Annotated in this window: 16 protein-coding genes; 10 read left to right on the top strand and 6 right to left on the bottom strand. The window is 36.2% G+C overall.

Annotated features, from left to right (window positions below; genetic code table 11):
* Window positions 1-285: 285 nt before the first annotated feature.
* From AC0IWE_RS23515 to AC0IWE_RS23500, 4 genes are all read right to left on the bottom strand, one after another.
* The gene (locus tag AC0IWE_RS23515; RefSeq protein ID WP_471794974.1) at window positions 286-489 is read right to left on the bottom strand and encodes a hypothetical protein; all 204 of its coding nucleotides are present in this window, start codon (window positions 487-489) and stop codon (window positions 286-288) included.
* Window positions 490-560: 71 nt separating this feature from the next.
* Complete coding sequence (locus tag AC0IWE_RS23510) at window positions 561-893, bottom strand: hypothetical protein (RefSeq protein WP_471794973.1); 333 nt, start codon at window positions 891-893, stop codon at window positions 561-563.
* Between the two features lie 113 nt (window positions 894-1,006).
* The gene (locus AC0IWE_RS23505) at window positions 1,007-1,465 is read right to left on the bottom strand and encodes a hypothetical protein (protein ID WP_471794972.1); all 459 of its coding nucleotides are present in this window, start codon (window positions 1,463-1,465) and stop codon (window positions 1,007-1,009) included.
* Between the two features lie 35 nt (window positions 1,466-1,500).
* On the bottom strand, window positions 1,501-1,758 hold the full coding sequence (locus AC0IWE_RS23500) for a hypothetical protein (protein ID WP_471794971.1): 258 nt from the start codon (window positions 1,756-1,758) through the stop codon (window positions 1,501-1,503).
* A 423-nt stretch (window positions 1,759-2,181) separates the two neighbouring features.
* Here AC0IWE_RS23500 and AC0IWE_RS23495 point away from each other — a divergent pair, with 423 nt between their 5' ends.
* The 7 genes from AC0IWE_RS23495 (at window position 2,182) to AC0IWE_RS23465 (ending at window position 8,732) form a co-directional block, all read left to right on the top strand.
* A complete protein-coding gene (locus tag AC0IWE_RS23495) occupies window positions 2,182-3,642 on the top strand; it encodes a hypothetical protein (protein ID WP_471794970.1) in 1,461 nt (486 codons plus the stop codon).
* 330 nt (window positions 3,643-3,972) lie between these two features.
* Complete coding sequence (locus AC0IWE_RS23490; RefSeq protein ID WP_471794969.1) at window positions 3,973-4,836, top strand: YicC/YloC family endoribonuclease; 864 nt, start codon at window positions 3,973-3,975, stop codon at window positions 4,834-4,836.
* 68 nt (window positions 4,837-4,904) lie between these two features.
* Complete coding sequence (gmk, locus tag AC0IWE_RS23485) at window positions 4,905-5,474, top strand: guanylate kinase (RefSeq protein WP_055913226.1); 570 nt, start codon at window positions 4,905-4,907, stop codon at window positions 5,472-5,474.
* A 70-nt stretch (window positions 5,475-5,544) separates the two neighbouring features.
* Window positions 5,545-5,913 (top strand): four helix bundle protein, encoded by a 369-nt coding sequence (locus AC0IWE_RS23480; protein WP_471794968.1) that lies wholly within the window; start codon window positions 5,545-5,547, stop codon window positions 5,911-5,913.
* Window positions 5,914-5,946: 33 nt separating this feature from the next.
* Window positions 5,947-6,540, top strand: a complete 594-nt coding sequence (nadD, locus tag AC0IWE_RS23475) for a nicotinate (nicotinamide) nucleotide adenylyltransferase (protein WP_471794967.1) — start codon at window positions 5,947-5,949, stop codon at window positions 6,538-6,540.
* A 95-nt stretch (window positions 6,541-6,635) separates the two neighbouring features.
* Complete coding sequence (locus AC0IWE_RS23470) at window positions 6,636-8,369, top strand: glycoside hydrolase family 3 protein (protein WP_471794966.1); 1,734 nt, start codon at window positions 6,636-6,638, stop codon at window positions 8,367-8,369.
* Window positions 8,370-8,567: 198 nt separating this feature from the next.
* Complete coding sequence (locus tag AC0IWE_RS23465; protein ID WP_471794965.1) at window positions 8,568-8,732, top strand: hypothetical protein; 165 nt, start codon at window positions 8,568-8,570, stop codon at window positions 8,730-8,732.
* A gap of 108 nt (window positions 8,733-8,840) precedes the next feature.
* Here AC0IWE_RS23465 and AC0IWE_RS23460 read toward each other — a convergent pair whose 3' ends face one another.
* Together AC0IWE_RS23460 and AC0IWE_RS23455 are read right to left on the bottom strand one after the other, a co-directional pair.
* Window positions 8,841-8,996 carry a hypothetical protein gene (locus AC0IWE_RS23460; protein WP_471794964.1) on the bottom strand — a complete coding sequence of 52 codons (156 nt, stop codon included), beginning with the start codon at window positions 8,994-8,996 and terminating at the stop codon, window positions 8,841-8,843.
* Between the two features lie 68 nt (window positions 8,997-9,064).
* Window positions 9,065-9,373, bottom strand: a complete 309-nt coding sequence (locus AC0IWE_RS23455) for a thioredoxin family protein (RefSeq protein WP_471794963.1) — start codon at window positions 9,371-9,373, stop codon at window positions 9,065-9,067.
* A 241-nt stretch (window positions 9,374-9,614) separates the two neighbouring features.
* Here AC0IWE_RS23455 and AC0IWE_RS23450 point away from each other — a divergent pair, with 241 nt between their 5' ends.
* From AC0IWE_RS23450 to AC0IWE_RS23440, 3 genes are all read left to right on the top strand, one after another.
* Window positions 9,615-10,172: a TatD family hydrolase gene (locus AC0IWE_RS23450; RefSeq protein ID WP_471794962.1), complete on the top strand. Its 558-nt coding sequence runs from the start codon at window positions 9,615-9,617 to the stop codon at window positions 10,170-10,172.
* 132 nt (window positions 10,173-10,304) lie between these two features.
* On the top strand, window positions 10,305-11,306 hold the full coding sequence (locus AC0IWE_RS23445) for a PDDEXK nuclease domain-containing protein (RefSeq protein WP_471794961.1): 1,002 nt from the start codon (window positions 10,305-10,307) through the stop codon (window positions 11,304-11,306).
* 8 nt (window positions 11,307-11,314) lie between these two features.
* Window positions 11,315-12,109, top strand: a complete 795-nt coding sequence (locus AC0IWE_RS23440; RefSeq protein ID WP_463497653.1) for a tRNA threonylcarbamoyladenosine dehydratase — start codon at window positions 11,315-11,317, stop codon at window positions 12,107-12,109.
* Window positions 12,110-12,175: the final 66 nt, after the last annotated feature.

Raw genomic sequence — 12,175 nt, 5'->3', positions numbered from 1 at the left:
ACTAAATCTTTCTCACTGTTTACCACAACACGCTGGTCGATCAAATCCCTTTTAATAACGAGAAGCGTATCACCAATTTTTGCTTTAAGTTGAAAACATACCAATATCATTACTACCCACACCGATTCCGGTACGCAGATTTGTAATTTCTGATAGGGCAATTCTGATATTTGAGCCTTTTTCGATTACAACGCCTTTCACAATAAAAAACTGGGTGGTGTAACGAAGCAGATTGAGGTAAGAACGAATAGTATGATGGCAAATTTGAAGTTTTTCATTATGTAATTAATTATTGTGTTTCAAAGTATCGGTATATTTCTTAGCCGATTCTTTGATGTATTTAACAGCATCATAGTTATTCCAGTTAAGGGTTGTGCTGCGTGTTGGATAATAATCGAGCAAAAATTTATCAAGCTCTTTTCCTGTCAAAGTTGTATTTTTTGCGACTAAGGTTTTATTAAAAAACTTATCCACCTCAATCAAACTCAATTCCTTTTTATAATAACGGTTAAAGTTACGTGCCCTTGCCGGTGTTTTACCAAAAAGCTCATAAAAAAATGTTAATGGGCTACCACCAAAAGGACTAGCAAAAGTAATGGTGGTTTTCCTTCAAAAAACGAACCATTCCTTTTAAAATCTCTTTTTATACCTTCCATCTCTTGCTTTTTAGTTTGCCCTTTAACTGTTACCTCCTCTAGCATAGTACTCCCCCTGATTAAATATATCAGTAAGTCATCATCGGTATTAACCACAACATTTTGGTCTTTTAAATTTCGCTTTTGAACCAGCAAAGTATCCCCTATCCGGGCATTTAACTGAAATATTCCAATATCGTTAGTGGTTGTACCCATTTTACTGCGGATATTGGTAATAGCTGCAAAAGCAATCCGCACATTAGAACCTTTTCTATCACCACACCTTTAAGTACAAAATCCTGTGCTTTTGCATTTAAGCTTATAACTAAAGTGATGAATAAAAGAATATTTTTAATATGCTTCATTGTGCGTTATAATGGCTTGGTTAAGGTATCTAAATACTGCTTTGCTGATTTTTTAATATAGCCTACAGCGTCGTAGTTAGTCCAGTTTTTAATCTGTTTATATTTCGGCCTGTAATCCAACATAAACTTATCCATCTGCTTACCCGTAAATGTTGTATTATTTTTAACAATCCGGACGTTAAAAAACCGGTCTATTTCCAATTCCTTCGTTTCATTTTCATAATAACGATCAAAACGTTTTGCATTTTTCCGCTCTGCGCTAAAAAGTTCCATTACGGCAGCCAAAGGATAGCGCATATAGTATAGCGGATTTCGTTTTTTACCATAAAAATAAGTTTTCTTCTGGTGTGCTAACCTAACAGCTGACAAATTTTGTTGTTTGTTTTCTGCTCTAATTGTTACATCCTCTAATAACATATCAGCACGAACGAGGTTAATAACCAGATCTTGATCATTGGATACCACTAAAATGATGTTGTTAAAATGCCTTTTTGTGATTACTAAAAGGTATCGCCAATTTTAGCTTTAATTGCAAAGAGGCCCATATCGTTACTACCTACTGCCTGCTTGTTGCTAATATTGGTGATAACGGCCAACGCAATGCGGAGCTGGGTTCCTTTTTCTTCGATAATGACGCCTTTGGCCGAGGTATTTTGAGCGAGCGTTTTTTTAAGGAAAAAAGAAGCAATAGTAATGAAAGTGATATTGTAATTAAAAATGCTTTCAGAACCTGCTAGATATTTTTGTAAAATTAGCATTTGTTAACCTTGTAAACTGTTAAAGAAACGTTAATAACAATAAGAAAACAACCGTTGGATTTTATTTAGCACGTGCTCTGATGATGCCTCTCCTTTGGGCAATTGAAATCCAATCCTTAGTTCGCTCTGGCTATATTAAAAACAGCATAGACCTTATAAAGGGTGATCATTTATTTAATACAAGTTAAATTAAAACTAAATTTAATGATCCCATTGAGTTCTATTATGAATTGTGTAGAAAACCTAAAATAATGGTATATATAGCATTTATAAAGAGGTTAAGTAAAAGGAATTGGCAAAAATGAAGTATTATTACTACATTTGAGTATACCTAATACTTAAAATATAATATGAAAGAACAAATCATTCACTACTAGCCACGCACTGGCTACAGGATTTACTTTATCCAAAAAAAAGGCGTTAATGGCCATAACTGTACTTCTCTCCATTTTTGCTTCCTGTAAAAAAGACAATTTGGAAACTTTAATGCTGGAAGGAACTTTAAAAATTCCGCAAAAACAGGCTGTTGTAAATACGAATACCAATCCAAGTTTAAATAAACCGATCACAATTGGCTATTATCCTAGTTGGAGCGAAGGGTGGCTCAATGAGGATGGGATAAGTCCGTTTACTTCATTGCCATCAAGTGTAACCCATGTTTTTTTTGCATTTGCAAAACCAAACCTTACTTATATTAAAGGGTCATATAATATTACTACTGTTAACACTGGATTGGAATGTTATTCTACTCCAGATCCTAAAGATGGCGGTTTAATGCTAAAACGTGCAATTGGCATTTTAAAACAAAAGGGCATCAGCGTAATCCTTTCAATAGGTGGCGAAAGTTATTGGAATACTTCAGAAAACTTCAACAACATCAATTATCAGCACATTAAAGACCTTATTGACGATATTGGTTTTGCGGGAATTGATTGGGATTTTGAACCAAATGCCAGCTTCAGCGAATCGGGGAATGCATTAAATGTTGGCAGATTAACTAAATACATTTCGGAATCAAGAAAACTGATGCCAAAATCGGAAGGTTATCTTATTACTACTGCTCCTGCAGGTGCCGGTGCTTTGGGTGGATTAAATAATGATGATCCTCAATCACCCTTCGCCTATGGCAAACGAAATGCAGTAACAAACGAGACAGATAATTTTCTGTACAGCTTTACTGATCCAACCAAAAGCATTAGTTTATTTGGATTCTCATCTACGGGCGCAATGATACCTGTAATGAAAGCTGTTGGAGATCAACTGGATATTATTGCTTATCAGGCTTACAATACAGGGGCAGCACCTAACCGAAACCTGATGTACGATTCTTATGCCTATTATGCCAACCAATATGGCTTTAAACTTGCACATGGCACGCACGTTCCAGGTGAGCCTTGGGGACCATATTTTGAACATACTCCAGAATTTGTTGCTAATTTGGCTAAATATATTCACGATGGAGGCTCACAGAATAGGGCTGGTAAAAATGATGGGATAATGATCTGGAACCTGTCTTTACTATCGAACAAAAACACGAACTATACCGGGGTTACTTATTTAAACATGGCTGGCAAAATTTTAAACGGGCAAACCAAAGAAGCTGCTCTTGCCAATGCTTTTGATTATAAAAACCAACCAACAACACCTATAAATCCGCCGGTTACACCACCTGTAATTCCACCAACTACAACGCCTACCAATCCACCAGGGGGCACGGGAGGCTGTGGCATAGCTGCGTATGATGCAGCTAAATCTTACCCAACCGCTGGTACAAAAGTTTATTATAAAGGAAAAATTTACAAAAACAAGTGGTATGTAAACCCTAATCAAGTACCTGAAACAGAAGAATGGGGCCCTTGGGAATTTGTTGCAAATTGTAGCTAGGGCAATAGCTATTCTTTAACTACGCCAGTTGAACAGACTAGCCTCAACAGTAGATTGAAGATATTTAATCTCGATGGCAAAAAGATTTTAAAATAAAAAACAAGTGGTTACGAATGCCAGTTAGGTTTCAGAGACTGAAAACAAGTTAATTGGAATTTTGTGAAAGTGAAAATAAATTCAATATTATTCAATAACCTGGGATGAAAAAATCATTCCAGGTTATTTTTTTGATCAGAATTTACTTTTGTGTATCAATATCCTTAGAAAACAGTAAACCATCATCCAAAAACTCTTCACTAATTTTTCTTACCTTTGCGCATGATAAAATCCATGACAGGATACGGCTTAGCAACAGCCGATTATGCAAATGCAAAGTATAGTGTCGAAATCAAATCGCTCAACAGCAAATTTCTTGAGCTGAATTTAAAATATCCTAAAGCTTTTTCTGATAAAGAACTGATCCTGCGCAACATCTGTAGTAAAGATATTGAACGCGGAAAGGTAAGTTTAAGCATCAATGTAGAACGTACCAATGGTGAAGTTACAGGTGCTAACATCAATACCGCACTATTAAGCCATTATTATAAGCAACTTATTGCAGTTAATAATGAATTGGGTGCTGAGAGTAGCAATTTACTGCAAACTGCCTTAACTTTTCCCGATGTGATCAGCTACAAGGAAGAAAGTGTAAGTGAGGATGAATGGAACCACCTTTACCAGATTTTTACGGAGGCTTTGGCTAATTTTAATAAATTTAGGGAGGATGAAGGTGCTGTTTTAAAGGCCGATTTAACATTAAGGATCAAAAACATTCTTTCTTATTTCAAATCTGTAGAAGAATTGGAACCTAAGAGGATTTCTGCAATCCGCGATAAATTTACCCAATTTTTAGATGATGCCGTAGGTAAGGTGAATATAGACCAAAACCGTTTTGAGCAGGAACTGATCTATTATATTGATAAAATTGACATTACTGAAGAAAAAACACGGTTAAAAAGCCATTGTGATTATTTCTTGCAAACTTTGGCAAGCAAGGAAGCAAACGGAAAAAAAATGGGCTTTATTTCTCAGGAAATTGGAAGAGAAATTAATACCATGGGTGCCAAGGCTAACGATGCCCAGATGCAACAGTTTGTTGTGGGTATGAAAGAAGAATTAGAAAAAATAAAGGAACAATTATTGAACGTATTATAAGCGGAAAGACTAAAGACTAAAGCAAAAAGCTGCTTTGGTCTTTTAGCTTTTTGCTTTCAGCTTACAAAATGAAACAAGGCAAATTAATCATATTTTCGGCACCATCAGGAGCAGGTAAAACAACTATAGTACATCATTTATTAACGAAATTTCCTGAGCTGAGCTTTTCTATTTCTGCAACAACACGCGAACTAAGAGGTGCCGAAACACATGAAAACGATTACTATTTTATCAGTAAGGAAGAATTTTTACACAAAGTTGCCCGTCAGGAATTTGTGGAGTTTGAGGAAGTTTATAACGGAACTTTTTATGGCACCTTACGCTCAGAAATCGAGCGCATCTGGAACGATGGCAAACACGTAATTTTCGATATTGATGTGGAAGGTGGTATCCGTTTAAAAAGAAAATATGAAGATGATGCTCTGGCAATTTTTGTTCAGCCACCATCGTTGGATGTATTAAAAGAACGTTTAAGCGGAAGAGGAACAGATAGTGCAGAGAAATTGCAGGAACGTTTTATTAAAGCTGAAAAAGAATTACTCTACGCAGATAAGTTTGATGTAATTTTAAAAAATTATGATCTGGCTACTGCCTGTGCAGAAGCGGAGCAATTGGTGGGAGATTTCTTAAAAAGTTAGCAGTTGAAAGCTTTCAATTTTCAGTTTATGTAGTATAAAATACTTTTCCAATAAAATACGAGATTAGTTTATGGGCGATTTTTCTGATTTATTGGTTTATAAAAAGTCATTTGAGTTGGCAATGAATATTTTCGAACTCAGTAAATCCTTTCCAAAGGGTGAGATGTACGCGCTAACTGATCAAATCAGAAGATCTTCACGGTCTACAAATATTTGTTTTATTGAAGCTTATAGAAAACGAAGATATAGAGCTCATTTCATCAGTAAGCTTTCGGATAGCGACATGGAGAATAGCGAGACCAAAGGTTGGTTAAAGTTTGCATTAGCGTGTAAATATATTGATCAAGAGAGATATGAAGATTTAACATCACAAAGCGACGAGGTTGGAAAATTGTTAAATCATATGATAAATAATCCAGAAAAATACGGTGTTACTTAACTGTTTCATTTTTTAAATATATCGAACTGAAAAATGTCAACTAAAAACTATAAACCAAAGACTGGTCTTTTCTTCGGTTCATATAATCCCATCCATACCGGGCATTTAGTGATTGCAAATTACATGGCTAACCATACCGGGCTTGATGAAGTGTGGCTGGTGGTTTCGCCCCATAACCCATTAAAGGATAAGAGCGGCTTAACCAATATGTACGATCGTTTGGAAATGGCCAAACTGGCCACTGAAAATGCCGAACATATCAGGGTGAGTGATATCGAATTTGCATTGCCTCAGCCATCGTATACCATCGATACTTTAACGTACCTCCACGAAAAATACCCTGAAAAGGAATTTGTGCTGATTATGGGAGCCGATAACCTGGTATCATTCAAAAAATGGAAAAATTACGAGGTATTGCTAAAAAACTATCAAATTTTTGTTTATCCGCGGCCTGGCGCAAATACCAGCGAATGGGAGCAGCATCCATCCATTACTTTTACGCAAACCCCGCTGATGGAAATTTCATCAACCTTTATCCGCAAAGCCATTAAAGAAAAGAAAAATGTACAGTTTTTTCTGCCAGATAAGGTTATCGATTTCATTGACGGGAAGGGAATGTACAAATAGCACTGCATTAAAAATTTATGTTTAAGCCATCGGGGTTTACAACATATTGTATTAAATTAATTACTTGGATTGGTTTTTGTTTAATTCGGCTTTAGATGATTAATTTAGCAGCTGATACAACAAAACTCGTGAGAAAAAATTTTTTTATACTGATTGCCCTTTGCGGTACTGCATTTTCTGCAAGCGCACAACAAAAAACCTACTTAGAGCTATTGGCCAACCAACCAAAATGGGTGGATTCTGTTTTTAATAAACTTAACCGTAGAGAACGTATTGCGCAAATGTTTTTTGTGCGGGCCCATACTAACCTGGGTAAAAAATACACCGATTCTGTTGGTCAGGTGATCAAAAAAGAACAATTAGGTGGCGTTATATTTTTTCAGGGAGGCCCGGGGCGGCAGGTTTTGGCAACCAATGCCTATCAAAAATTAAGTCGTGTTCCTTTAATTGTAGCGAATGATGGTGAATGGGGCCTTGGCATGCGTTTAGACAGCACTATTTCTTATCCTTATCAAATGACGTTGGGCGCAATTCAAAATAAAGAGTTGCTGTATAAAATGGGGCTTGAAGTAGCCAAAGATTATAAACGCATGGGCATGCAGATGAATTTAGCGCCTGATGCAGATATTAATAATAACCCAAAAAATCCGGTAATCAACTACCGGTCTTTTGGAGAGAACAAATACAATGTGGCTACAAAAGTGGCAGCCTATATGAAAGGTATGCAGGATGGCGGTTTATTAACCACCCTGAAGCACTTTCCAGGTCATGGTGATACCGATGTGGATTCTCATTACGATTTGCCACAGCTTACTTTTTCTGCTACCCGATTGGATACATTAGAAATGTATCCATTTAAAGAACTGATTAAACAAGGTGCATCAGGTGTGATGATTGCACATATGAATATCCCTTCGCTGGATAAAACCCCAAATTTGCCATCTACCCTTTCCAAACCTATTGTTACTGGTATTTTAAAGCAAAAATTAGGCTTTAAAGGCTTAATTATTTCAGATGCAATGGACATGAAGGGTGTGGTGAAATATTTTAAAGATGGTGAGGCTGATTTAATGGGTATAATTGCTGGTAATGATATTATAGAATTATCAGAAAACAGCGACAGAGCGATTAAGCTGGTGCGTAAAGCGGTTAGACAAGACCGTGTTAGTATGGCTGAAATAGACCAAAGTGTGCGCAAAATACTGACTGCAAAATACTGGGCAGGTTTGGCCAAACGGGATACTATCGTTACCCAGGGTGTTGTGGCCGGAGTAAACCGCAATGCCAGCAATGCTTTGGTGCAGGAACTTGCCAATGCATCAGTTACCTTGCTGAAGGGTAAAGATTATATTAAACGGCTTATTCCGATTAGAAGAACAGCCATTATCAGTATCGGTGTACCTTCTGTAACCACTTTCCAGAAAGAAATTTCGAAAGGTTATTATAACTCGGTATATTATGTATTGGATAAAGATGCAAGTCCTACGCAGATATCGAACATTGCCCGAGAAATCGGTGCTTTTGATCAGGTAATTGTTGGGATCCACGACAGCAGATCAAGACCAGCGAATAACATGCCGCTAAATGCAGGGGTAAAAAACTTTATTAAAGAATTATCAGCTAAAAATGCAGTTTTTGCGCTATTTGCCAACCCTTACAATCTTGCTGGCTTAGCCGGTTTAGAAAATAGCAAAGGTTTGGTTGTGGCCTATCAAAAAGAAGATTATATGCAGATTTCAGCTGCTGCTGTAATCAATAACAGATTCGTACCAACAGGAAAATTACCTGTGGGTGTGGCTCCGTTTTATAAATTTGGAGACGGTATGTAGATTAATCCCCAAGATACCAGGTACACAAAGAATTAATGCCGGATGTTTGAATGATCCGGCATTTTTATTATATATTTTATTCACTTAAATAGAGACTAAACGGTATTAATCAATCTATCGCTTTAGTATTTCAACTTTTACCTTTCTCTAAAACAATTTCATCCTCAAAACGATTATCTATACTAAAAACTTAATGTTATGATAGATCCAGAAGACGACAATTATTCGAACGATCCGAATGATGCACTACGCAGAGAGGATGAGGTAGACAATATTAACGAAATTAGTGGCGATGATATCAATATAGAACATGATAAAGATTTGCTGGAACAAGCCGATGAGGCATCAAGAGCTTCTTTATGAATTAAATCTTGATGATAAATTGGAAGATGATGAGCTAAACGATTAAAAAGAAAGCCGTTCTGATTTGCATCCGAACGGCTTTTATCATTTTGATATCTACAATAAAGCTTATTTAGCTTTTGCTTTGTAAGTTTCTGGGTTAACTGCAGTTGTTGTCCATCCTTTTAAAAATGAAGTAATTTTCTTTACGTCATGCCCTACTTTCTTTTTACCATTTGCAGCTACTTCTTCAGTTTCTAAGTATGAAGAATTTTCGATATGCAATACTTTGCCTTTACCATCTAAAATTAAAAATACAGGGAAACCAAAACGTTGAGGATAACCTAAACTGGCTAAAACAGCCTCGTTTTTATTCTAGGGCTATAATTTACCAAAACGGTTTCGAAATTATCATTAATGTAATTTTTCAGGGTTGCTGTGCTGTCAACCAGATTGTGAAATGCAATGCACCAACTGCACCAGTTGCCACCAACCTGCAACAAAACATGCTTATTTTCTTTGGCTGCTTTTGAAACTGCCGCCGCAATTTCTGCTTTAGCATCTGCCTGCGGGTTATAAATATGAACGCCTTCTTTTTTCGCCTGACTAAACGCTGCAGTCGAAATCAACACGGCTGTCAATAAAATGATTAATCTTTTCATGTTTTTTTGAAATAATAAACAAAAGTAATAAAGTCTAGTGCTTTAATAGATTATTCGCAAATTCTTTACAGAAGGTTAACAGTTTTCAGTTACCATATTTACGTTGGTTCTGCATCTGCCATTTTTCATATCTTTGTTTTGCAATGGACTTTTTAGATATACATACCCATAAAGCCGCTACTGCAAGCCGGGGGTAACCAGCATTCAAAGTTTATCGTTAACCAGCGATATCTTTTTAGCCATGCCTAAAACAAAGCCAATTTCAGTAGGTTTACATCCATGGTTTGCCAAGGTTGATCACTTGTCACTTCAAATGAAATATTTAACTGTTGTAGCCAATCAATTAAATGTTAAACAGATTGGAGAGTGCGGTTTAGATCGGTTGAGGGGCGAAAAGTTGGAGAATCAGATCATAATATTGGAAAAACAGATCGAATTGGCAGAAAAACTTAATAAGCCCTTAATTTTGCATTGCGTTAAATGTTTTTCAGAGTTGATTGCACTTAAAGATCGGTTAAGTGTAAAAGTACCCATGATTATTCACGGCTTTAATAAAAACGAAGCACTCGGGAGACAGTTATTTGCTAAAGGATTTTTTCTTTCTTTTGGTATAGCTGCATTGAAAGAGAATTCTGGTGCTTCTAAACTCATTCAAAGTACCGATAGTTTTTTTTTGGAAACAGATGATGCCGATGTTTCAATTAAAGACATTTACAGTGCCGCTGCGATTTTAAAAAAATGCACAGTTGATGAACTTAAAGCTCGTATTTTTACCGACTGGGAAAGGTTAAATGTATAAAATTTAATAAGCCCCCTTACTAAACTAACTCTTTTAGTAATTTAGCATTAAATCTTATGGCCTTAAAATAATAAATATATTTCCTTATAACACAATTACAGAGATCAATACTACTCCTCGAACTAAATATTAATGCAATTAAAAAAAGAGCTAATACAACAAATACAATCCATCATTACATCTTCAACAGAACGGGCAATACGTTCTGTTGATACGGAGAGAATGCTGATGTATTGGCAAATTGGTAAGGTTATTTTTGAGGAAGAACAGAATGGCAGAAATAGGGCTAATTATGGCGAATATCTTATAAAATCGATCTCTGATGAATTTCAACCACAATTTGGAACAGGATTTTCGATTCGCCAATTAGAACGGAACAGGCAATTTTACCGCACTTTTCCAATTGCGTCTGCACTGCGGACGCAATTCAGCTGGACGCATTATAAAATCTTGATCAGCATTGATAATCAAGACAAAAAAGATTTTTACATCGCAGAAACTGAAAAAAATAATTGGTCGGCAAGACAATTGGAAAGACAGGTAAATAGTCAACTGTTTGAAAGGTTGCTCTTAAGTAACGATATTGAATCTGTTTTGGCTATAGCTAGAGCAGAAAAACAGCCTTCTGAACCAACTCAGATTATCAAAGACCCAATGGTATTAGAATTTTTGGGTCTAAAAAGAGAAACAGCATATTATGAAAAGGATTTAGAATCCGCCATTATTACCCACCTGCAAGATTTTTTGTTAGAAATAGGAAATGGTTTCTCTTTTGTGGCAAGACAAAAACGAATACACATTGAAGGAGATGAATTTTTTATTGACCTTGTTTTTTATAACCGGCTCTTACAGTGCTTTGTAATAATAGAGATTAAAACAACTAAACTTAATCATCAAGATATGGGTCAGTTACAGATGTACGTAAACTATTACGACCGTTACGAAAAACAAAATTTCGAAAATCCTACGATTGGTATTTTATTGTGTACCGATAAAAATGATGCAGTTGTAAAAATATCTCTGCCTGAAAATAATAAAACAATTATTGCAAGTAAATATCAACTTTATCTACCTACTGAACAGCAATTAATGGATGAGATGAAGAAAGAAATTGAAAAATTAGGGAATTTATAAAATTTAATATGTCTGATACTACCTGGCTTTCACGCTCTGCCCTACTTGTGGGAAACGACGGAATTGATAAACTTCAATCTAAACACGTTCTTGTGATCGGTTTAGGTGGCGTAGGTTCTTTTGCGGCCGAATTTATCTGCCGCTCAGGAATTGGAGAAATGACGATAGTTGATGGCGATGTTGTTGATCCAACCAACCGCAACAGGCAACTGCCAGCTTTGGCAACCAATCATGGCGTGAGCAAAGCAGCAATTATGGAAGAACGTTTATTGGCTATAAATCCTGAATTAAAACTCCATGTAGTAAATACTTTTCTAACACCCGAGAAATGCAGGGAAATTTTAGAATCTAAGTTCGATTACATTATGGATTGCATTGATAGTGTAATGCCAAAAATCACCTTACTCAGCACCGCTTTAGAAAAAAATATACCAATTGTGAGCTCAATGGGCGCAGGTGGTAAAATGGATCCGACTAGATTAAGAATTACACTGTTACCTGATACTTATCAATGCGTGTTTGCCAGTTATGTTCGCAAACGATTAAATAAACTTGCCAATGCCAGCAAAATCAAAACTGTGTTCTCAACAGAAGAAATGGACAAAAATTCAATGATTATGACCGATGGAAGCAATTTTAAACGTTCGGCCTATGGTACAGTTTCTTATTTACCAGCAGCATTCGGCGGCGCTTGTGCATCTGTGGTAATACGCGATTTGCTTGGCCTTCCGATTGAAATGGCCGAACGCCCGGCAAGAATCAGTCATAAAACACTAAATAAACGGAAAAGTAAAAAAGCCTGATCCAAATAAATTGTTGATATTATGACTTCGGGAAAATTTTAAATTGTTGTAGGTTAGGGTAAAATA

Source organism: Pedobacter sp. AC402 (assembly GCF_979252805.1).
The sequence above is the reverse complement of the archived record's forward strand: the minus strand, read 5'-3'. Positions and strand labels throughout refer to the sequence as shown.

What these genes read in the sequence shown, in the direction of transcription:
- AC0IWE_RS23470 (WP_471794966.1), top strand. Translation starts at nt 6,636, where the DNA reads ATGATTAATTTAGCAGCTGATACAACAAAACTCGTGAGAAAAAATTTT.
- AC0IWE_RS23445 (WP_471794961.1), top strand. Translation starts at nt 10,305, where the DNA reads ATGCAATTAAAAAAAGAGCTAATACAACAAATACAATCCATCATTACA.
- AC0IWE_RS23500 (WP_471794971.1), bottom strand. Translation starts at nt 1,758, where the DNA reads ATGCTAATTTTACAAAAATATCTAGCAGGTTCTGAAAGCATTTTTAAT.
- AC0IWE_RS23455 (WP_471794963.1), bottom strand. Translation starts at nt 9,373, where the DNA reads ATGAAAAGATTAATCATTTTATTGACAGCCGTGTTGATTTCGACTGCA.
- AC0IWE_RS23490 (WP_471794969.1), top strand. Translation starts at nt 3,973, where the DNA reads ATGACAGGATACGGCTTAGCAACAGCCGATTATGCAAATGCAAAGTAT.
- nadD (WP_471794967.1), top strand. Translation starts at nt 5,947, where the DNA reads ATGTCAACTAAAAACTATAAACCAAAGACTGGTCTTTTCTTCGGTTCA.
- AC0IWE_RS23480 (WP_471794968.1), top strand. Translation starts at nt 5,545, where the DNA reads ATGGGCGATTTTTCTGATTTATTGGTTTATAAAAAGTCATTTGAGTTG.
- AC0IWE_RS23450 (WP_471794962.1), top strand. Translation starts at nt 9,615, where the DNA reads ATGCCTAAAACAAAGCCAATTTCAGTAGGTTTACATCCATGGTTTGCC.
- gmk (WP_055913226.1), top strand. Translation starts at nt 4,905, where the DNA reads ATGAAACAAGGCAAATTAATCATATTTTCGGCACCATCAGGAGCAGGT.
- AC0IWE_RS23495 (WP_471794970.1), top strand. Translation starts at nt 2,182, where the DNA reads ATGGCCATAACTGTACTTCTCTCCATTTTTGCTTCCTGTAAAAAAGAC.
- AC0IWE_RS23440 (WP_463497653.1), top strand. Translation starts at nt 11,315, where the DNA reads ATGTCTGATACTACCTGGCTTTCACGCTCTGCCCTACTTGTGGGAAAC.
- AC0IWE_RS23465 (WP_471794965.1), top strand. Translation starts at nt 8,568, where the DNA reads ATGATAGATCCAGAAGACGACAATTATTCGAACGATCCGAATGATGCA.